This is a genomic window from Paraburkholderia sp. 22098 (genome assembly GCF_052045935.1).
Lineage (GTDB): Bacteria > Pseudomonadota > Gammaproteobacteria > Burkholderiales > Burkholderiaceae > Paraburkholderia > Paraburkholderia caledonica.
Map to the genome: position 1 here is coordinate 409,062 of NZ_JBQEPV010000003.1, position 21,441 is coordinate 430,502.

General features: G+C 60.6%; 18 protein-coding genes. 4 read left to right on the plus strand and 14 right to left on the minus strand.

Annotated features, from left to right (window positions below; translation table 11 throughout):
- Positions 1-22 precede the first annotated feature (22 nt).
- Positions 23-958 carry a class II glutamine amidotransferase gene (locus ACTJLB_RS08555; RefSeq protein WP_288825151.1) on the plus strand — a complete coding sequence of 312 codons (936 nt, stop codon included), beginning with the start codon at positions 23-25 and terminating at the stop codon, positions 956-958.
- A 123-nt stretch (positions 959-1,081) separates the two neighbouring features.
- Here the strand turns inward: ACTJLB_RS08555 and ACTJLB_RS08560 are convergent, their stop codons facing one another.
- The 7 genes from ACTJLB_RS08560 to ACTJLB_RS08590 form a co-directional block, all read right to left on the minus strand.
- Positions 1,082-1,807 (minus strand): amino acid ABC transporter ATP-binding protein, encoded by a 726-nt coding sequence (locus ACTJLB_RS08560; protein WP_020069309.1) that lies wholly within the window; start codon positions 1,805-1,807, stop codon positions 1,082-1,084.
- Positions 1,804-2,481: a glutamate/aspartate ABC transporter permease GltK gene (gene gltK / locus ACTJLB_RS08565; protein WP_020069310.1), complete on the minus strand. Its 678-nt coding sequence runs from the start codon at positions 2,479-2,481 to the stop codon at positions 1,804-1,806. Before gltK ends, ACTJLB_RS08560 begins: the two co-directional genes overlap by 4 nt.
- Complete coding sequence (locus ACTJLB_RS08570; protein WP_020069311.1) at positions 2,481-3,221, minus strand: amino acid ABC transporter permease; 741 nt, start codon at positions 3,219-3,221, stop codon at positions 2,481-2,483. The genes gltK and ACTJLB_RS08570 overlap by 1 nt, the downstream gene beginning before the upstream one ends.
- Positions 3,222-3,303: 82 nt before the next feature.
- Positions 3,304-4,197: a glutamate/aspartate ABC transporter substrate-binding protein gene (locus ACTJLB_RS08575; protein ID WP_020069312.1), complete on the minus strand. Its 894-nt coding sequence runs from the start codon at positions 4,195-4,197 to the stop codon at positions 3,304-3,306.
- 44 nt (positions 4,198-4,241) lie between these two features.
- Positions 4,242-4,409 (minus strand): hypothetical protein, encoded by a 168-nt coding sequence (locus tag ACTJLB_RS08580; protein ID WP_354460456.1) that lies wholly within the window; start codon positions 4,407-4,409, stop codon positions 4,242-4,244.
- Positions 4,410-4,482: 73 nt separating this feature from the next.
- A complete protein-coding gene (locus tag ACTJLB_RS08585; RefSeq protein ID WP_020069313.1) occupies positions 4,483-5,796 on the minus strand; it encodes a Glu/Leu/Phe/Val family dehydrogenase in 1,314 nt (437 codons plus the stop codon).
- 151 nt (positions 5,797-5,947) lie between these two features.
- Entirely contained in the window at positions 5,948-6,904 is a 957-nt protein-coding gene (locus ACTJLB_RS08590) for a LysR family transcriptional regulator (RefSeq protein WP_310067409.1), read from the minus strand.
- 263 nt (positions 6,905-7,167) lie between these two features.
- Here ACTJLB_RS08590 and ACTJLB_RS08595 point away from each other — a divergent pair, with 263 nt between their 5' ends.
- Both ACTJLB_RS08595 and purB read left to right on the plus strand, forming a co-directional pair.
- Positions 7,168-7,920: a glycosyltransferase family 2 protein gene (locus ACTJLB_RS08595; protein WP_440783013.1), complete on the plus strand. Its 753-nt coding sequence runs from the start codon at positions 7,168-7,170 to the stop codon at positions 7,918-7,920.
- A 170-nt stretch (positions 7,921-8,090) separates the two neighbouring features.
- Positions 8,091-9,479 carry an adenylosuccinate lyase gene (purB, locus tag ACTJLB_RS08600; RefSeq protein WP_020069316.1) on the plus strand — a complete coding sequence of 463 codons (1,389 nt, stop codon included), beginning with the start codon at positions 8,091-8,093 and terminating at the stop codon, positions 9,477-9,479.
- Between the two features lie 86 nt (positions 9,480-9,565).
- Here purB and ACTJLB_RS08605 read toward each other — a convergent pair whose 3' ends face one another.
- The 4 genes from ACTJLB_RS08605 to edd form a co-directional block, all read right to left on the minus strand.
- Complete coding sequence (locus tag ACTJLB_RS08605; protein WP_020069317.1) at positions 9,566-10,060, minus strand: gluconokinase; 495 nt, start codon at positions 10,058-10,060, stop codon at positions 9,566-9,568.
- A 10-nt stretch (positions 10,061-10,070) separates the two neighbouring features.
- On the minus strand, positions 10,071-11,456 hold the full coding sequence (locus ACTJLB_RS08610; protein WP_020069318.1) for a GntP family permease: 1,386 nt from the start codon (positions 11,454-11,456) through the stop codon (positions 10,071-10,073).
- Positions 11,457-11,706: 250 nt separating this feature from the next.
- Positions 11,707-12,348 carry a bifunctional 4-hydroxy-2-oxoglutarate aldolase/2-dehydro-3-deoxy-phosphogluconate aldolase gene (eda, locus tag ACTJLB_RS08615; protein WP_020069319.1) on the minus strand — a complete coding sequence of 214 codons (642 nt, stop codon included), beginning with the start codon at positions 12,346-12,348 and terminating at the stop codon, positions 11,707-11,709.
- 290 nt (positions 12,349-12,638) lie between these two features.
- Positions 12,639-14,564, minus strand: coding sequence for a phosphogluconate dehydratase (gene edd / locus ACTJLB_RS08620; protein ID WP_440783014.1), 1,926 nt, complete (start codon positions 14,562-14,564; stop codon positions 12,639-12,641).
- Between the two features lie 289 nt (positions 14,565-14,853).
- Here edd and ACTJLB_RS08625 point away from each other — a divergent pair, with 289 nt between their 5' ends.
- Complete coding sequence (locus ACTJLB_RS08625; protein ID WP_087752256.1) at positions 14,854-15,699, plus strand: MurR/RpiR family transcriptional regulator; 846 nt, start codon at positions 14,854-14,856, stop codon at positions 15,697-15,699.
- A gap of 113 nt (positions 15,700-15,812) precedes the next feature.
- Here ACTJLB_RS08625 and ACTJLB_RS08630 read toward each other — a convergent pair whose 3' ends face one another.
- The 3 genes from ACTJLB_RS08630 to ACTJLB_RS08640 form a co-directional block, all read right to left on the minus strand.
- Entirely contained in the window at positions 15,813-17,573 is a 1,761-nt protein-coding gene (locus ACTJLB_RS08630; RefSeq protein WP_440783015.1) for a methyltransferase domain-containing protein, read from the minus strand.
- Between the two features lie 7 nt (positions 17,574-17,580).
- Positions 17,581-19,419: a peptide transporter gene (locus ACTJLB_RS08635; protein ID WP_408473600.1), complete on the minus strand. Its 1,839-nt coding sequence runs from the start codon at positions 19,417-19,419 to the stop codon at positions 17,581-17,583.
- Positions 19,420-19,487: 68 nt separating this feature from the next.
- Positions 19,488-21,068 carry a ShlB/FhaC/HecB family hemolysin secretion/activation protein gene (locus tag ACTJLB_RS08640; protein ID WP_440783017.1) on the minus strand — a complete coding sequence of 527 codons (1,581 nt, stop codon included), beginning with the start codon at positions 21,066-21,068 and terminating at the stop codon, positions 19,488-19,490.
- Positions 21,069-21,441 lie beyond the last annotated feature (373 nt).

Genomic DNA, 21,441 nt, shown 5'->3' on the forward strand with positions numbered 1-21,441 from the left:
CGTTCACAGGCTTACCCGCAACATGTGCCAACTTCTCGGAATGAACTGCGCCGCGCCGACGGACGTCACGTTCTCGTTCACCGGCTTTGCGGCGCGCGGCGGCGTCACCGACCACCACGCCGACGGCTGGGGCATCGCCTTCTTCGAAGACAAAGCATGTCGCCTGTTCATCGACCATCAATCGTCGGCCACCTCGCCGATCGCCGAAATGGTCAAGCGCTATCCGATCAAGTCGAAGAACACGATCGCGCATATTCGTAAGGCGACGCAAGGGCACATCCTGCTTGAAAACTGTCACCCGTTCATGCGCGAACTGTGGGGGCGCCACTGGATCTTTGCGCACAACGGCGATTTGAAAGACTTTTCGCCGGTACTCTCGGGCGTCTATCAGCCAGTCGGCACGACGGACAGCGAGCTTGCTTTTTGCGCATTGCTCGAAGGCTTGCGCAAGGCGTTTCCCGGCGCGCAGCAACCGCCGCTCAATGAACTCTTCGCCGCGCTCGAAACACTTACGCGCGAGATTACGCAGTTCGGCGTGTTCAATTTTCTGATGTCGAATGGCCAGGCGCTGTTCGCGCATTGCTCGACGCATCTGCACTACATCGTGCGGCGCTGGCCTTTTTCGACCGCGCATCTGGTCGACGCCGACGTCTCGATCGACTTCGCCAAATACACCACGCCCGAAGACCGCGTTGCAGTGATCGCGACGCAGCCGCTGACCGACAACGAAGTGTGGAGCGCGTTCGAACCCGGCGATCTGTTGATGTTCCAGCACGGCGACGTAATTGGCCGCGTCAATGTGCCTGTGCCGGCTTCGGTGCTGGAAAAGCTGCGCAATCCCGCGCTGGATGCGTCCGCTTCGGCGAGTACGATTGCGGCGTCGGCGCCGGCCGCCCCCACCATGGAAGTCGAGGTCGATCTCGAAGCAGCGGACGACGCCGCGGCGTTCGAATCCTGATCACAGCCGAATCAGCAGCGTTTCAGCCGCGTTTCAGCGATAAAAAAAGCCGCTCTTTCGAGCGGCTTTTTGTTGCGGCCCTTGAGGGCAGGTCGCGTGCGAAACGACGCGACACTCGCAATCTCAGTGCAGGATTTTCGCGAGAAAATCCTTTGCGCGATCGGACTTCGGATTGGCGAAGAAGTCTTCCTTGCGGTCGTCTTCCACGATCAAGCCCTTGTCCATGAAGATCACGCGATGCGCGACCTTCTTCGCAAAACCCATTTCGTGCGTCACGCACATCATGGTCATGCCTTCCTGCGCAAGTTCGACCATCACGTCGAGCACTTCGTTGATCATTTCCGGGTCGAGTGCCGACGTGGGTTCGTCGAACAACATCGCGATCGGATCCATCGACAACGCGCGCGCAATCGCCACACGCTGCTGCTGACCGCCCGACAACTGGCCCGGAAATTTGTCCGCATGTGCGCGCAGACCGACGCGATCGAGCAGCTTCAGTCCCTTCGCCGACGCTTCGTCTTTCGAGCGGCCGAGCACCTTGATTTGCGCGAGCGTGAGGTTTTGCACGATCGACAGATGGGGGAACAGTTCGAAGTGCTGGAACACCATGCCGACCTTCGAACGCAGCTTCGACAGATTGGTTTTCTTGTCAGTCAGCGATTGACCGTTGATGACGATCTCGCCCTTCTGAAACGGCTCGAGACCATTGACGGTCTTGATCAGCGTCGACTTACCCGAACCCGACGGTCCGCACACCACGACCACTTCACCTTTTTTGACTTCCGTCGTGCAGTCCGTCAGTACCTGAAACTGGCCGTACCACTTCGAAACATTCTTGATAGAGATCATCTTGCGACCTTTTTCTGAAGACCTTTGACGAGGCTCGACGCGATCACGCAGATCACGAAATAACACGCGCCCGCGAACAGTACCATTTCGACATTCGTGCCGTCACGATCGCCAATATTCGTGGCGGTGCGGAAGAAGTCGGCGAGGCTGATCACGTAGACGAGCGACGTATCCTGAAAGAGCACGATGCCTTGCGTGAGCAGCAGCGGCACCATTGCACGGAACGCCTGCGGCAGCACCACGAGACGCATGGACTGCGCGTAGTTCATGCCGAGCGCGAACGACGCGTTGACCTGCCCGCGCGGCACGGACTGAATACCCGCGCGGATGATCTCGGAATAGTACGCCGCCTCGAACAGCGAGAAAGCGACCATCGCGGACGCGAGACGAATGTCGATATCCGGCGACAGGCCCAGCACGTTCTGCAGCACCTGCGGCACGATCAGGAAGAACCACAGCAGAACCATCACCAGCGGGATCGAGCGGAAAATCGTCACATAACCCTTCGCGAACCACTCGAAAGGCTTGAACGACGACAGCCGCAACATGGCGAGGACCGTGCCCCAGACAATGCCGATCACGATCGCGATGAGCGTGATCTTGAACGTGACGACCGCGCCGGTCCACAGCGTGGGCAGTGCACCCGGAATACCGCTCCAGTCGAAGTGGTGCATCACTTGCCTCCGATATAGCCGGGCAACCGGGTCTTGGCTTCGACCCAGCGCATCAGTTGCATCACGACCAGATTGATCAGCACGTAGGCCAGCGTGACCGCGATAAACGACTCATACGTCTGCGACGTGTAGTCGACGAGTTGGCGTGCCTGAGCGGACAGATCCAGCAGACCGATTGTGGACGCCACCGCCGAGTTCTTGAAGATATTCAGGAACTCCGACGTGAGCGGCGGCACGATGATCCGATACGCGACGGGCAGCAGCACATAGCGGTACGTCTGCCATTGCGTGAAGCCCATTGCGAGACCCGCGGCGCGCTGCCCGCGCGGCAATGCGTTGATGCCCGAGCGCACCTGCTCGCACACGCGCGCGGCGGTAAAGAGCCCGAGACAGATGATCGACGACGAGAAGAACTGCGCGCCAGGCGGCAGTTGCTTGAACCAGGTGCCCATCGAGACCGGCAGCAATTCGGGTATCACCAGATACCAGATGAAGAATTGCACGATCAGCGGGATGTTGCGAAAAATAGCGACGTAGAGCGTGCCGATGCCCGACGCCCATTTGTTCGGTACCGTGCGCAGCACGCCGAACAACGAACCGACGATCAACGCGATCACCCATGCCGACAGCGACACGGTAATCGTCACCCAAAAGCCCGACAGCAGCCAGCCCAGATAGGTGGTCGGCTCGCCGGTGGAGACCGGACTCAGCAGAATGCCCCAGTTCCAGTGATATGACATGACCAAGACTCCAGCAAAAAGAAACGGAAGAAGCGCGTGGCCCCTTCCGTTTCGTTCAGCGTTTCAAAAAAACAGCTAAGGTTTAGTCGATCGCCTTGTCATTCGGGCTCTTGAAGAGCGCCTTGATGTCGTCGCTTTCCGGGAAGTTCAGGTTCAGGCCCTTCGGCGGAATCGGCGTTTCGAACCACTTCTTGTAGATCTGATCGGCTTCGCCCGAAGTTTCGACCTTCGCGATTGCGTCGTCGACAACCTTCTTGAACTCCGGATCGTTCTTGCGCAGCATGCAGCCGTAAGCTTCATGCGATTGCGGCGCGCCGACGATCACGAAATCGTTGGGCGTGTTCGATTTTGCGCGCTCGCCGGCGAGCAGCGCGTCGTCCATCATGAAGGCAGCAGCGCGACCGGTGGACAGCGTCAGGAACGACTCGCCGTGGTCCTTCGCGCTGATGATGTTCATGCCCATGCTCTTGTCCTGATTCATCTTGCGAAGCAGGCGCTCGGAGGTGGTGCCGGCGGTCGTGACGACCGTCTTGCCCTTCAGGTCGGCCCAGTCTTTGATGCCCGAATCTTTCTTGGTCATCAGACGCGTGCCGATCACGAAGATCGTGTTCGAGAACGCCACCTGTTGCTGGCGCTCTGCATTATTCGTGGTGGAGCCGCATTCCATGTCGACGGTGCCGTTCTGCACCAGCGGAATACGGTTTTGCGACGTGACCGGCGTCAGTTTCACCTTCAGGTTCGGCATGTTCAGCTTCTGCTTGACTGCGTCAACCACCTTCAGTGCGAATTCCTGCGAATAGCCAATGACGTTCTGTTTGTCGTCATAGTACGAAAACGGAATCGACGATTCGCGATGACCCAGCGAAATAACGCCCGTGTCCTTGATTTTCTTCAGCGTACCGGCGTCTTGCGCGTGCGCGCCAACCGTAAACAGTCCGAGAGTCGCGAGCAGCAGCGCAGCTTTTTTAACCTTCATGTTTGATCTCCTTGGCAAGAACCGGCGCCAGTTTAGCAAAGTAATTATTCTGAAAGTATGGCTATAAACCATTGTTGTTGCGCGCACGCCGCTATTGCCTGGCGGCGCTTCGCACAGTAGGCCGGGGTTTCGGCATATACAAAGGCGGGCGGCATCGTAACGATGCCGCCCGCCGGGCAAAACACGCGCTCTTGTGGATCGCGTTCGAGCATGCGCATTCACGTGAAATGCGCGACGGATCAGTAAGGTAACAGACCCGCCGTTTCCTGCAGTTACAACCCGCGATCAGGGGTACAGGCCGCGCATTTCGCGCGCTTGCAAAATCCGCTTACACGCGACGATAAACGCCGCCGTTCTCACCGACACGTTCTGCTCGCTCGACACCTGCCACACAGCGGCAAATGCTTCGCGCATCACGCGTTCGAGGCGCTGATTGATCTCGTCTTCGGTCCAGAAAAAGCTCGAGAAGTCCTGCACCCACTCGAAGTAAGACACCGTAACGCCACCTGCGTTGGCCACCACGTCCGGAATGACGAGGATGCCGCGATCGTGCAGGATGTCGTCGGCCGCCGTCGTGGTCGGGCCGTTTGCGCCTTCCACGACGATCTTCGTCTTGATCTTGCCGGCATTCTTTTCGGTAATCTGGTTTTCCAGCGCAGCCGGGATCAGGATGTCGGATTCGACGGTCCAGAATTCTTCATTCGTGACTGCGTCGGCTTCAGGGAAACCACCGACGCCGCCCGTCTTCGCGACGTGATCGAGCAACGCAACCGCGTCGATACCGGTCGACTTGTAGAGCGATCCCGTGTGATCCTGCACCGCGACCACCTTCGCGCCCGCTTCCTGGAACAGACGCGCGGCAATCCCGCCGACGTTGCCGAAACCTTGCACGGCAATGCGAGCTCCTTCGATGTCGAAGCCGATGCGGCGCGCCGCCTCGCAACCGACCACGAACACGCCGCGCCCCGTCGCTTCACGGCGTCCGAGCGAACCGCCGAGCGTGATGGGCTTGCCGGTCACGACGCCGGTCGCCGTTTGGCCCTGGTTCATCGAATACGTGTCCATCATCCACGCCATGATCTGCTCGTTCGTGTTCACGTCCGGCGCGGGAATGTCGGTGTTCGGTCCGATGATGATGCCGATTTCGCTGGTATAGCGACGCGTCATGCGCTCGAGTTCGCCACGCGACAAGGTGCGCGGATCGACACGGATGCCGCCCTTCGCGCCGCCGTAAGGAACGTTCACCGCAGCATTCTTCACCGACATCCACGCGGACAGCGCCATCACTTCCGACAGCGTCACGTCCTGGTGATAACGCACACCGCCCTTGCCCGGACCGCGCGACACGTTGTGCTGCACGCGGTAGCCCTCGAAGTGCGCGACGGTGCCGTTATCGAGTTCGATAGGCACGTCGACGATCAGGATGCGCTTGGGGCGCTTCAGGGTTTCGAGCCAGCGGGACAACGAGCCGAGGTACGGCGCGACGCGGTCGACCTGGCGCAGGTAGTTACCCCAAGGGCCGAGGTCTTCGCTATTCAGGTAGGAGGGAACGGACTGCAACGTTGAGGCAGATTGTGCGACTTGCTGCTGGGAAGACATGAACGCTCCGGCGTTGTTCGAATAGCAGCATTGTCGAAAAACGCCGTTTTGAAATCCAATGCCGTTTCCTTATCCGATTATGTTTTTTTTGCATAACCCGCGAAAAGCCGCAAATTTGCGTCGTAGGCAAGCAGGTTGGTAACGGGTCGCTTCAAGCGCTGCCGTGCGCGAGTTCTTCCGACACCACGTCCCACAACTGCCGCACGAGGATTTGTCGCGCGTCGTCGCTCTTCGCGGCCAGCTTGTCCCGGTACAGACGAATTTCCATCGTCAGCGTGAGCTGGCCTTCGGGCGTGCCGCGCGTACCGCGGTCGAGCCGGATCAGCTTGCCGTCCGCGACCGCGTCTTCCACCGCGCTGTGCGGCAGGAAGGCGATGCCATGACCGGCCAGCGCCATCGCCTTGAGGCCTTCCGCCATGTCGGTTTCGTAGAGCCGGTCGAGATAGAGGCGTTCTTGCGCGTTCGCGAGAATCACCTCGGTCATGCGCCCGAGATACGCATTCGGCGTGTACGACAAATACGGCGTGGGCGCTTCGGCTGTTCCCGGCAACGTATGACGCGGCCGGCCTGCGCGCCCCGGCGCGGAGAATGGGCTGATCGGCTCGTTGCCTAGCGTCAGCATGTCGTAGCGGCCGGGATCGAGCGCGACTGGGTGACTGGGATGGTGATAACCCATCATCAGATCGCAACCGCCTTCCACCAGCGACAGCGCCGCGTCGTGCACGTTGAGCGCGCGCAGTCGCGTATGGATCGGGCCCATCTGCGCCTCGATGCGTTGAAGCCAGCGCGGGAAGTACGTGAGCGACAGCGTGTGCGGCACGGCGAACTCAATGGTCGCTTGCGGCGTCGCTGTATGGCCACGCAGGAGCGCCCGGGCTTCGTGGAACTGCGACAGCATCGCGAGCGCCTGCTCGTTGAAGACCTGCCCCGCCGCCGTGAGCCGCGTCGGATAAACCGAGCGGTCGATCAATTCGGTGCCGAGCCACGCCTCGAGCGCCTGAATGCGCCGCGAGAACGCCGGCTGCGTGACATGACGCAACTCAGCCGAGCGGCTGAAGCTGCGCGTTTCCGCGAGCGAAACGAAGTCTTCCAGCCATTTCAGTTCCATGCGAAGCCTGCTGCCGGCGAGAAAGAAGAAGTCAGCATTCTAGTGGGTGTCGCAGCGGCGCCGGCGTTGGCGGCGAATGCTTTATCGCAGCTTCGTCAAAAAATCGGATTTTGCCGATAGGCCCGCGCGCCGCGCATCGCTATCTTGCGTCGGCGCGCGACGCGGGCGGTCAACCCTCGTCGCGCTACACCGCCACCGCGGACACGGCCGGCACACATCGGTCGAACCATCTACTCACCTTGCCGCGCAACGCGGCCTCGCCCATGCCGCCACTCGTTTCGATCATCACGCCGACCGCCAATCGCGAGCACCTGCTGCCTGCCATCACGCGCTGCGTGTTGCGTCAGCGAGTCGACTGGGAATGGTTGATTCTCGATGACAGCGCCGTGCCGAGCGCGTATCTGCTGGCGCGGGCTTCGCAGGATGCACGCGTTCGCTATTTCCATTCGCCGGCGCGAATGTCGATCGGCTCAAAGCGTAACTTTTTGATCGGCGAAGCGCGCGGTACGGTGATCGCCCATTTCGACGACGACGACCACTATGCGCCGCATTACCTCGCCCACATGGTTACGACGATGCGTGAAAACCGCGCGGATCTCGTCAAGCTGTCGGGCTTTTTCATGTATGCGCCGCACACGCGATTCTTCGGCTATATGGACCTCAACGCGAAAGTCGGCCTGCATTACGAACTGAGCGGGCAGTCGGTCAGTCATGTGGAGTTCCACGAAAAAATGCAGATAGGCGCGGACTTCGTGCTGTTCTATGGCTTCTCATACGTGTACGAAAAGGCGCTGGCTGCGGTGTCCGCCTTCGACGATATCGATTTGTGCGACGACGAGAGTTTTATCCGGCCCGTGGTTGAAGCAGGCCGCAAAGTCATTGCCGCGGACGATCCGCAGGCGAGTTGCCTGCATATCGTGCATCCGGGCTCGACGTCGCGCTGTTTCTCGCGCTACTCGATGCCTTCGTTCATCCTGCCTACGCTATTCCCTTGCTACGAAGGCTCGCCGGCTTGAGCGTCGCAGCCTTTAGTCGCGGAACGTTCAATGAAGGCTGGCGGCCGGCGCTCCGGCGGCCGGCGCTCCGGGCGGATGCCGCTCTAGTGGTAAAATTCGCGGTTCCCTTCCGTTCCGATCCGCTCACCGTTAGTTTAGTGAGCGCTCAACGCCCAGAGCCAGCCGCCATCATGTCCGACACCCGCCCCGACACCCTGTTCGCGCTGAATGCGCTTTCTCCGCTCGACGGACGCTATGCGTCGAAAACCGAAGCCCTGCGCGACTGGCTCTCGGAAGCCGCGTTCATGCGCAATCGCGTGACGGTCGAAATCCATTGGCTGATCGCCCTTTCGCGCGCGGGTTTCGCGGAAGTGCCGCGCTTCTCCGATGCCTCCGAGCAATTCCTGTTGCAACTGGCCGAGCGCTTCACCGCGCACGACGCCGCGCGCATCAAGGAAATCGAGCGCGTGACGAATCACGACGTGAAAGCGGTCGAGTACTGGCTGAAGGAATCGGTCAAAGGTCAGGAAGAACTGGAGCGCGCGAGCGAGTTCATCCACTTCGCGTGCACGTCGGAGGACATCAACAACACGTCGCACGGCCTGATGCTTGCGGGCGCCCGCGAACACGTCATTCTGCCGGCGCTGCGCACGGTGCATCAGAAGCTCGTTGCGCTCGCTCACGCGCAAGCGGAGCAGCCGATGCTCTCGCGCACGCATGGCCAGCCGGCCAGCCCGACCACGCTCGGCAAGGAGATCGCCAACGTGGCCGCGCGCCTCGAACGCGCGATCGACCGTATCGCGAAGGTCGAACTGCTCGGCAAGATGAACGGCGCGGTCGGCAACTTCAACGCGCATCTGTCGGCGTATCCGGAGTTCGACTGGGAAGCGTTCTCGCGTGAAGTGGTCGAACAGCGTCTGAAGCTTGCATTCAATCCGTACACGATCCAGATCGAGCCGCACGACTACATGGCCGAGCTGTTCGACGCGGTCGCGCGCGCAAATACGATCCTGCTGGATCTCGACCGCGACGTGTGGGGCTACATTTCGGTCGGCTACTTCAAGCAACGCACGAAGGCCGGCGAGATCGGTTCGTCGACGATGCCGCACAAAGTCAACCCGATCGACTTCGAAAACTCCGAAGGCAATCTGGGGCTCGCAAACGCTACGCTGCGACATCTCGCCGACAAGCTGCCGGTTTCGCGCTGGCAGCGCGACCTGACCGACTCCACGGTGCTGCGCAACATGGGGGTCGCGTTCGGTTACTCGCTGCTCGCGTACGACTCGCTGATCCGCGGTCTCGACAAGCTCGAAGTGAACGCACAACGCCTGAACGAAGACCTCGACAATTGCTGGGAAGTGCTGGCCGAACCGGTGCAAACGGTGATGCGCCGCTACGGCATTGAGAATCCGTATGAGCAGTTGAAGGAATTGACGCGCGGCAAGGGCATCACGCGCGAGGCGTTGCAAACGTTCGTGGGTGGCCTGGCCATTCCGCAAGACGCGAAAGACCGCCTCCTTGCCATGACGCCGGGTTCGTACATCGGCAAGGCCGTCGAACTGGCGAAGCGCATCCGCTAAAAGCCTTCGTCGTTCTGCAGGTCAAAAGAAAAAGCCGCTCGATCGAGCGGCTTTTTTCATCTAACCGGCAAACACTGCGCCGGAGCTTACCGTTGTTGGACCTGCTTCAACACCTCGTCCACGATCTGTTCCGGCGACAGTTCAATGCTCACCGTCACTGCTTCGTCTGGCCCCGGCTCTTCGAGGGTGTCGAGCTGGCTCTGCAACAGCGACGGATCGAAGAAGTGCCCGGTACGCGTGGTCAGACGTTGTTCCAACACCTCGCGCGAGCCCTTCAGATAGACGAAGCACACGTCCTTGTCGCCGTCGCGCAGAATGTCGCGATACGAGCGTTTCAGCGACGAACATGTGAACACCGCTGTCTCGCCCGCCTTCTGCTTTTCTTCGATCGCGGCGCGGATAGTTTTGAGCCACGGCCACCGGTCTTCGTCGGTGAGCGGAATGCCGTGGTGCATCTTCTCCTTGTTGGCGGCGCTGTGGAACGCGTCGCCGTCGGTGAACGCGCAGTGCAGGCGTTCCGCCAGCATCTCGCCAATTCTCGTTTTGCCGGCGCCCGACACGCCCATTGCGATCAAAATCATCAAAAACTCCTTACAGGACCGCCGCTAGCGCGAAGGTCAAGCCCAAACCCATCAACGAAATGATGGTCTCGAGGAGCGACCATGTCTTGAAGGTCTGCCCCACCGTCATACCGAAGTATTCCTTGATCAGCCAGAAACCGCCGTCGTTCACGTGCGAGAAAATCAGCGAGCCCGAGCCCGTTGCCAGCACGAGCAGTTCCGGCTTCACTTGCACACCGCTTGCCGCCGCGATTGGCGCGACGATGCCGCAGGCAGTGGTCATTGCGACCGTCGCCGAACCCGTAGCAAGACGGATCAACGCCGCGACCAGCCAGCCGAACAGCAACGGCGACAAGTGCGCTGCGGTGGCTGCAGCAACGATTTCCTTCGAAATGCCGCTATCCATCAGCACGCGCCCAAAACCGCCGCCCGCGCCGACGATCAGCGTGATGCCCGCGATCGGCGCAAGACATTCGCCGCAGAATTTCTGGATCTGATCGCGATTGAAGCCACGGCTTGCACCGAAGGTCCAGAAGCTGACCAGCACCGCGATCAGCAGCGCGACGTCCGAGTTGCCGACGAAATGCAGCAGGTCGTTCGGCAAGGTCTTCGGCGTGAACACGAGGTCTGCCCAGCTACCCACCAGCATCAGAATCACAGGCAGCAGAACCGTGAAGAGCGTGATGCCGAAGCTCGGCAGTTCGCGCTTCGGCGCTGTGTTCGTTGCACCGTTCTTCGCCGCGTCGTCGTGACCGAGGAATTGCGCGGCCAGTGCGTTTTCTTGCGGCAGCTTGACGTAGCGGCTGATCAGCAGCGCAAACAGCGGACCGGCGACGATAGCCGTCGGCACGCCGATAATCAGGCCATAGGCGATCGTCTTGCCGATATCGGCGTGATACTGCTGCACCGCGAGCATTGCGGCCGGATGCGGTGGAATCAGCCCGTGCACGACGGACAGACCCGCGACCATCGGCAGGCCGACCAGCAGCAGCGATTTATTGGTGCGCTTCGCGACGTTAAAGGCAATCGGAATCAGCAGCACGAAGCCGACTTCAAAGAACACCGGCAGACCGACGATGATCGCGACGACCATCATCGCCCAGTGAATATTCTTCTCGCCGAACCAGTTGATGAGCGTCGTGGCGATGCGTTCGGCGCCGCCCGATTCGGCCATCATCTTGCCAAGCATGGTGCCGAGCCCCACCACCACCGCGATGTGACCCAACGTGTTGCCGTTGCCCGTTTCGAACGATTTGACGATGGTCGCCATCGGCATGCCGGACGCGAGCCCGAGCAGCAGCGACACGATGATCAGAACGAGGAACGGATACACCTTGTAGCGCGTGATCAACAAGATCAGCAAGGCAATGGCGATTACCCCGAATACCAGCAGCGTGCTGCCGTGAACAGCTTCCATGAAGCTCCTCCTTTTTGCGTTATTGATTGTGGGTGCGCAAGACAGCAGCCACCTCGTCTCATGGCGACGGCACGCATCAGAACTGTGCGAACCGCGCGGACGCTGAATTTTACTGTTTGTTGTCTCGAAATGCCCGCGAAACTAACGAGCATATTTGCAACGAAGCCTCGCCGCGACAGCCAGAGCGGCTGTATCGACGAGGCTTTTGCTTTCCTGGCTCGTTGACCTGGCTAGATGCGGCGGATAAGAACTAGTGAGCGGGCGCGGCCAACTGGCTTGCGGCGCGCGCAAGACGCGTGACTTCTTCCCAGTTCTGCGCGGCCAATGCCGCTTTCGGCGTGAGCCATGATCCGCCGACGCACACCACGTTCGGCAACGACAGGAAGTGCGTGGCGGTTTCCGCGGTGATGCCGCCGGTCGGGCAAAACTTCAGCGTCGGGAACGGGCCATGAAAAGCTTGCAGCATTGGCACACCACCCGCTTGCTGCGCCGGGAAAAACTTCACGATCTCGTAACCGAGTTCGAGCGCGGTGATGATGTCGCTCGGCGTCATCACGCCAGGCAGAAGCGGCAATCCGGCGTCCTGCGCAGCTTTGTGCATGTCCTTCGTGAGGCCCGGCGAGACACCGAACTGCGCGCCTGCTTTCTTCGCCTGAGCGCAGTGCTCGGGTCGCGTGATCGTGCCGACGCCGACCACGATGTCATCGGCAAGGTGGCTCGCGCGCTCAATCGCTTCCAGGCCGGCAGCCGTGCGCAGCGTGATTTCGAGCACCTTCACGCCGCCCGCATGCAATGCGCGCGACACGTGTTCGCCCTGCTCGGCGGAATCGAACGCTAGCACCGGAATCACCGGACCGAGGCGCACGATATCGCTTACTGTTTTCGACGTCATTGTCAAACTCCTTGTTTCTGCCAGCTGCCGGTTGGCGCGCTTGGCTGGCTGGATTGATTGCCGGTTTTTTCTGACGACTCGGTTCGCCTGGCGAGTCCGCTGGTCAATCGGCTTAGCTGGACGTGCCGGTCAATCCGCTTCGTCAGCTGCCTGGTCAGTCGCGTTAGTCGCGTTAGTCGCGTTAGTCGCGTTAGTCGCGTTAGTCGCGTTAGTCGATCAACCTACACGGTCCGGTTCGTACCTGCCTCGTCCGATTTGCTGCGCCACTCAACTCACGCGGCGGGTACCGCTTACCCCGCCTGCGTGGTGCTCGCAACAGTCACGCCCGACTCACCCACATGGTTCGCTGCAGGCGCGGTGTGCTCGCCTTGCGATGTCGCACGTTCGCCCACCATCGGCCCGAACACCGACGCGCCCTGCTCCGCAGGCGCTGCCGCCGCGCGAAACACACCAAACAGCTCGCGGCCGAAACCGACTTCGTTCTCCGCCTGATGCAGCGGCACGGCGTTCGGACGCGCAGCCCATTCGGCCGGGTCGATTTCGATGTCGAGCACGCCGGCTTCGGCGTCAATCACCAGCATGTCGCCGCTGCGCACCTTGCCGATCGGCCCTTGCAGCAGTGCTTCCGGCGACAGATGGATCACCGCGGGCACCTTACCCGACGCTCCGGACATGCGCCCGTCCGTGACCAGCGCAACATGGAAACCTTGATCCTGCAACACACCGAGCAGCGGCGTCAAACGATGCAGTTCCGGCATGCCGTTTGCCCGCGCGCCCTGGAAACGCACCACGGCAATGAAGTCACGCTTCAGCTCGCCGTTATCAAACGCTTCCTGCACGGCTTCCTGCGAGTCGAACACGATGGCCGGCGCTTTCACCTTGCGATGCTGCTGCGCGACAGCAGAAATCTTGATCACGCCGCGTCCGAGCTTGCCCTGCATCAAACGCAGGCCGCCGTCTGCCTGGAAAGGCTCCTTGATGCCGCGCAACACCGCGGTGTCTTCGCTGGCCTGTACGCCGGGAACCCATTGCAGCTTGCCGTCGAGCAGCTTCGGTTCTTCCGTGTAGTGATGAAGGCCCTTGCCCGCCACCGTGTTGACGTCTTCATGCAGCAAGCCGCCTTCGAGCAGATTGCGCACCAGGAACGCGACGCCACCGGCGGCGTGGAAATGATTCACGTCGGCCTTGCCATTCGGATAGATCTTCGCGAGCAGCGGCACCGCTTGCGACAGCGTGTCGAAGTCGTCCCAATCGATCACGATGCCGGCGGCACGCGCAATCGCGACGAGGTGCAGCGTGTGATTGGTCGAGCCGCCCGTCGCCAGCAGAGCGACGATACCGTTGACGATCGCTTTCTCGTCGATCACGTGACCAATCGGCATGTAGTGACCGCGCTCGACGGTCAGATCGAGCACGCGGCGCGCGGCCTGCGCGGTCAACGCGTCGCGCAACGGCGTATGCGGATGCACGAAAGCTGAGCCGGGCAGATGCAGGCCCATGATTTCCATCAGCATCTGGTTGCTGTTTGCTGTGCCGTAGAACGTGCAGGTGCCGTGGCCGTGATAGGCGGCGGCTTCCGCTTCGAGTAGCGCGTCGCGACCGCATTGTCCGGTCGCGAACTGCTGGCGCGTCTTGGCTTTGTCGTCGTTCGAAAGACCGCTCGTCATGGGGCCGGCCGGCACGAAGATGGTCGGCAGATGGCCGAACTGCAGCGCGCCGATCAACAGGCCCGGCACGATCTTGTCGCAGATGCCGAGGCACAGCGCCGCGTCGAACATGTTGTGCGTAAGCGCAACCGCGGTGCTCATCGCGATGACTTCGCGCGAGAAGAGCGACAACTCCATGCCCGCGTTGCCTTGCGTAATGCCGTCGCACATGGCCGGCACGCCGCCCGCGAACTGCGCGACGCCGCCGTTCTCGCGCGCGGCCTGCTTGATGATGTCCGGGTAGTTTTTGTACGGCGCGTGAGCCGACAGCATCTCGTTGTACGAGGAGACAATGCCGATGTTCGGTTCGCGAATCTGCTTGATGACGAGTTTGTCATTGCCTTCCAGACCCGCGAAACCGTGGGCCAGATTGGCGCAGGAAAGCGCGCCGCGCGCCGGGAATCTGCCCTGCGCCTCGTGAATGCGTGCGAGGTACGCCTCGCGAGTCGGCTTGCTGCGTTCGACCACGCGCTGCGTGACCTTTAACAATTGCAAATGCGGGGAAACCATCGGAGCTCCTTCGTCGCTGGCGGCGGGCGCGCGGACATGATGCGAGATAGATATCGCGGAGAGTCGAATCAACCAACGACGGCAATGTTAGTAGAAAAACTACACGTTCGCAATCGGAATCCCTGCTGCAATGCGACATCGGCAATCCCGCTCAACGCCTTACTGACGGCTGTTTCGTGACATTCAGCAGAGAGCTAAGGGATAACACCTACGGCACACATGTAGTTTTTGTACATACTTGGCAATCAGTTATAGTCCACGCATTCTTCAGCATAGTGCGAGATTTCCGATGATGCTGTCCCAGGTTGAAGAGATGCGCGAGCAGCTGCGCCCGTCCGAGCGCAAGCTGGCCGATTACGTGATCGAGGCGCCGCGCGAGGTGCTCGATCTTTCGATGACGGAAGTCGCCGCGCGTGCGGGCGTGAGCCAGCCGACCATCGCGCGTTTTTGTCATGCGCTCGGCTTCTCGGGATTCCGCGAGTTCAAGATCCGGCTCGCGCAAGGCATTGCGACTGAAGTACCTGCCGTTTATCGGGACGTACGCGCGGACGAACCGGCGCCGGGCGTCGCCGCCAAGGTGTTCGACCGGACGATCGGGGCGCTGATCCAGGTGCGCAACAATCTGTCGTCAGATAGTGTCGCGGCGGCAATCGACGTACTCGCGCAAGCGAAGCGAATCGAGTTCTACGGCGCCGGCGGTTCGGGTATCACCGCGCTCGACATGCAGCACAAGTTCTTCCGGCTGGGAATGCCTAGCGTCGCCTACTCGGATCCGCATACGTTCCTGATGTCGGCAGCGATGCTTGGCCAAGGCGACGTCGTGGTCGCGATTTCGAACACGGGGCGCACGCGCGATATCGTCGATGCAGCCAGGTCGGCGGTGGCCGGCGGCGCAAAAGTGATTGCCGTGACGCATGGCAACTCGCCGCTCGCGCGGATCGCGTCGGTAGGACTTTTCGCCAACATCGACGAAGACACCGATATCTTTTCGCCGATGACCTCGCGCACTTCGCATCTTGCGATCGGCGACATTCTCGCGGTGGGTGTGGCGCTGAAGCGCGGGCCGGAGCTTGCGGAGAAACTGGCCGATGCGAAGGAACTGATTGCGCGCAGAAGGATTGGGACAGACGGATGAAGGGTTGCGCAGGGGAGCAATCCGCGTTCGCTGTGTATTGATTTACCTGAATGCAAAACGGGCTCCCAAGGGAGCCCGTTTGTTTTGTGTCGCTCGAAGGGACACCTGGGTAATCACAAGTTTGCGTGGCCCGAGGTCAGCGCCATCAGCAAGCGGCCGCGAATGCGTGCGACTACCTCCGACCAGTCGCCGCCCGGAAGCCGACGGAACAGACGCATCGTCGGATACCACGGACTGTCATTGCGCGTGTAGTGCCAGCGCCAGTCGCCGAAGAACGGCAGCATCAACCACACCGGCTTGCCCATTGCAGCCGCCACATGCGCGACCGACGTATCCACGGTCAGCACGACGTCGAGCGCGGCGATCGCGTTGGCGGTCTCGTCCATCGTGCGCAGCGAAGCGCCGACATCGTGGAAGTTCGGCAGGCGCTTCGCGTAGGCCGCAGCTTCGTCGGCACCTGCGCCCTTCTGCAAACTGAAGAAATCCGCGTCATCTACCTTGAACAGGTCGTCCAGCATAGAAAGCGACGGCAATGACCGCTGCCTGTCGTTCTCATGGGTCGGCGCGCCTTTGAACACGACACCCACTTTCAGCTTGCTCTTACTTTCCGTCAACGCAGCGAACCCGGTTGTGCCCGGCGCGTGCAGGTATGGCACCGACTTCGGCAACGCTTCGAGGTCCAACGCGACGTGAGCCGGAATCGCATGCGGAAACACCCAGTAGTCGTGCGGCGGCAACTCGGCGGCTTGCGCGACGCTGAGCACCGTGTCGGCCTCTCCCGAGCGCTCGAACAACGCCACGAGCGGTGCCTGACATACCACCGACACCTGCGCCGCGCCACATCGCTCACGCAGAATACGCGCGAATCGCAAGAAGAAGATTTCGTCGCCGAGACCGAACTCGCTCCATATCACGATCGACTTTCCGCCGAGCGGCTCGCCGGACCAGGCACGAATCGTCGACGGCGGTTGCACTGTCGTGCGGCGCTGCCATCCGAACTTGCTCATCCACGATTCGCGCGTGCGGAAACCTTCCTGTATCTTGCCTCGCGCGATGGTGTGCAACGCGTGATAGAGCCGCGGCAGATGCTGATCCGGCAGACATTCGATGCATTGAGCCCACAGTCGGTCGATATCTTCGATCAGATCCCAGCGCAACCATGCAAGCATCGCACCGTGATAGACCTCGAAACGGTAGGGATACGTTTTCACGGCGAGTCGCCAGGCACGCAGACTTTCCTGCGCGTCTCGCGCCTTCGACGCAACGTTCATCAGATCGCGCGCGCTCGGTACCGCGCGCTTTCGCAGCACGATTTCGATCGCACATTCGGCGAGGCCATGCGCTGTCTGATCGACATGCGCTTGCCGCTCATCGTAATTCTCACGCACCAGAGTTACGCGTTCGCACGACGCGACCGGCGCGAATGCACGCACCAGATCCAGCACGTTCACTGAGCCCGGCAGCGCTTTCTCCGGCTTGCAGATCGTAAAGCTGACCTTGTGCTCGCGATTGAACGGGCTCGGCCATTTGCCCTTCTCATACAGATCTTCGTCGGGAACAGTCAGGATCGCATAGCCGCCCGGCTTGAGCAGTTCCAGCCATCTGGCCAGTCCCTGAAACGGATCGGCCAGGTGTTCGAGGCAATGACTCGAGTGCACGAAGTCGAACGATGCGTCCGGTGCGCCCGCCATGCGAAGCGCGTCGCCTTGCGCCTTGTCCCAGGACACGATCTCCGTCACGCGCGGAAAGGCGTGTGCATGCGCGTTCAGCGGGTCGTCGCCGGCGCCGATGTCAATGCCTTTGCCCGCGAAGTAGTGCTGCTGGAACGACGGGTCGCGTGCGCGACGCATAGCGGATTTGCTGGTCTCTTTCATGTTCGTCTCACTGCGCTCCATGCAGCTTGTCGAGCCACAACGCTTGCATACGCTCACCCAGAATTTCCGGACGTCCGTGGAAGATCAGTTTTTCAATTGCCTTCGGGCCTGCCATTGCCGCGGCCAACTCGCGGCGTTCGTGCGCGTTTTCGATCAGACGCAGCGCGGATGCCTTGTATTCGTCGTTCGTGTTCGTGATGGTCCACTCGGGGAAACCGAGGCGGCGGAACATACCTTCGTCGATATGTTCATGCACTTCGCGGCCTGTCTTGCAGACACCCACGAGCCCAGCCCAGACCGTATCGACGATCCCGTTCGTGTTGCCGAACGGGAACGGGTTCAGGAACATGTCGCAACCGGCGATCACCTTCATATAACCGGCGTAGCCCTGATGCTTGTGAACGACAGCATTTTTCCCAAGCAATCGACGTATCAGGTTGCGCACTTGCGGGAATACGAGACCCGTCGCCTGACCTACCAGGAAATGGAACTCCACCGGTACGCTTGCTTCGCGGGCGATCGCTGCGCACGTGTGCAGGAAACCTGGGTTGAGCTTGATCGTCGTGCCGGCCACTGCAATTTTCACGACATTAGACGGCTCTTTCTCAGCCGGCAGTTCCAGTTCTAGCATGGCTGCCGGCGCGCGATACGGCATGCCGTCAGAGGGCAGCTTCAACAGCTTTTCGCTGAAGCATGCTTCGTCGCCCACATAGTCTTCTTCGACCACGACGTAATCCATTGCATGACCGTGTGTCGTGGCCGGATGACCCAGCGCCATCAATTGCAAAGGCGCGACGCGCAGGCACGCGAGGACCATCGTGATCGGGAACATGCCGACGCTCGGCATGTACATCTGCTGCGCGTTGCGCGCTTCGCTCGTGTCTCGCACATGACGCGCGGCTTCCCACACGTTCGCGCCTTGCAGCGGAATGAACTCATGAAACACAGCCTTGCCGGCGTCGTCAACACGGCCGTCGTAGCCCATGCCGATCAGGTGGAACTTGTCACGCATCGCGACGAGCGTCTGCGAATGCGTGCGATAGATCGAATGGTTCTTCGAGAACCATTCAAGCACGACCAGGAGCACCGGCTTCTCACCCTCGACACGAGCAGCCGTGCGCGTCACGTCCGTAATGCCTAGCGACTCGAGCTTGCGGCGAATCAGCGCGTTGATCGGCTTCTTGATGTCGTGCTTGGCTGCCATGTCCGCGTAGCTGCAGTGCATGTAGACGTCGTGCAAGACGCCCATCGGCAGCGAATCGATGCTGTCGATCTGCTCCAGCCGCTCAGGCAACCAACGCAGCAGCAGTTCGCGCTTCTGGTGCGCCGACGGCGTGCCGAGAAAACGCGACGACATGATCGTCATCGCAAGAGATGCGGCCATCGTTTTGTCGAGTTTCCACAGCGCGTCCCAGTCGAGACGGACTTCCGACTCGGGCAGATAAAACAGCTGGAACTTGCGGACTTCGCTGTTGCGCAGCTCGATGGCGTTGCGCGCGTGCTCGTCGACGCCAAGCGAGCGAAGAATATGATCGGCGTTGCGGAATGGGCTCGCAGCAAACATCGCGGCAAGCCAACGCTGGAACAAGGCCGTGCGAACGATACCTGCGTCGGAGAACGTGAACTTCGGATCAGTCACGAGGCTCGTAATCGCGGACGTGAGACGTGCGAGCAGGTGATCGTCCATGATGTCCTGCGCTTCATTCGATTGAGCCCAGACGTCGACGTCCATCAGGATGCCGTAATGCTGGTCGATCTTGCTGAGCAGCTGAAGCAGTTCACGGCTCGCCTTTTCGTGCTCACGGCGATAGCAAAGATATTCGAATTTGTTGATGCTGAATTTCATGACGCTCTCCGGGAGGGATGATGTATTGCTTGCGATGAGGTGATCGGTGCGCGAGGCGGCATCGATCGTTAATGTTTCCAGGTGACCGACAGCCAGTACTGCAGCGGCTTCTTGCCGGGGTCGACCCATGAAGCCGAGGAAAATCCATAGGGTTTCGATACCGAGGCCGAGACGGTCGCGCCGATGGGCGTAAGCCAGTCGACGCTCGCGCCGTAGCCGGCTAGCGTGCGGCTGTTGGTGACGTTGGGAACGCCGACGTAGCTTTGCTCCCAATGAGCCCACGGCGAGTGATTCACGCGGCCGACCGCGAAGTCTGTGAACACGCCGAACTGGAGCTGGTGGCCCGTGGCGACAGGAATCCGCTGATACAGCCCCGCGTTGACGATCACGCCGTCGTCGAACGAAACTTCGTCTGTCCGATAGGCGCGGACTGCGTCTGGACCGCCCGCCGTGAGCTTTTCGCTGGAGTCCAGATTGCGGCTTGCGAATTGCGAATTGACGCGGCCCGTCAGGAAGAGATTGCCGCTGCGCGTCAGCGCGTAGGTGCCGAAACCGAAACCGGTGAGCTTCGCGTAGTTGCCTGCGCGGTGCGGACCGGCGTCGAGCGCGGGCTCGTCGTTGCGCTGATGACCGAGCGTCAAGGCTGCCTGTCCGCTCAAGATGTTCGTGCGCAGTTGCTGCGGACGGTCGCCGTTGTCTGCTTGCACCGACAGCCGTACAGAATCGAGCGTGCTGTGCGCGGCGAACCCGAAGTCCTTGTATGTCGTCGCAGCCTGGCTGTGCAGAAGCGACGCTGCGCCCCAGACGTTCGCGTCCAGACCACGCATGAACGGATAAAGCACGCCAGTCTGAGCAGTGGTCGCGACGCCTGCGACCGGAGTTCCTGCGTTGATCGAGTACTGCTGGCGCGTGACGCCGCCAGTCAGACGCAGACCGTCGTCGAGGATCGGCACGCTGCCAGTCAGCGAGCCCGTCCACATCTTCTTGTCGGTGGCCATCAGCGTGAATGCGTAGCTCTCGCCCGCGCCGAAGTAGTTGTTTCCCGAAGCGGTGACGCCAAAGCGATAGCTGCCGGTGGACTCGATACCCTGGTTGTCCATGATGAGATCGGCCTGCATCGGCTTACCTTTTGCAGCAATGCTGAACACCACGTCGATGTCGCCTACGCCCGAGCCGGGCGCAATCTGCGGCGCTTTTTCGATCGCGACGCCCGGCACGTCCTGCAGCAACTGCGTAGAGCGTTCAAGGCGCAGCGTGCTCAGCACGCAGATGCCGTTGATCGAATCGCCGTTGCACAACGCGTGTGAAATGAGGCGCTGCAAGCGGGCATCGTCGACGCGGGATTTGTTTTGCACCACGATTTTCCGGATTCTTCCGGGATACACCGTGAACACCGGTTGGGCGCCTCGTTGGGCGGCGCGCCAGTCGTCGTCGGTCATCAACACCTGGGCGACCGGGAAGCCGCCTTGACGCAGCGCGTCTGTCAGACGCTCGGACCAGAGATTCACATCCCCCAGGTTCGAGGGAGCAGCGCCAAGCATTGCCGCTTTCTCGCGCAACACCTTGGTCATAGCTGCCTCTTCGCGGCTACCTGCGGGAATCACCTTGAAAGCAACGGCAGCCTGAGCGGCGGGCAGACTGGCATTCACAGTTGCGACAGGCTCGGCGTGAGCAACGCCTGCCGTCAAAAATGGCAAAACCCACATTGCGCGAGTTATTTGCCGATTTACTTTGCTTTTCTGCGACAACATCGAATTAACCTTGCACTCAGATTAAATACCATGGCGTCACGATTTGCGGATTTTCTGCCGAAACTGCGTCGCCCCATACATAAGAGATTAAGAGTCGGGCGTTTCGAAGCGAATAGGACTATTCCAAAAAAACTCTGAGCATCGCAAAAAAGATTTTCGGATCTGCGCAGGAGCTACGGGGCGCATTCATGGGAGTTTGGGAAGTGCCATAAGCACAATTACTACAGTAAATAGGACTATTCCTATTGATCTTGTTTGTTGAAGTTTTTTT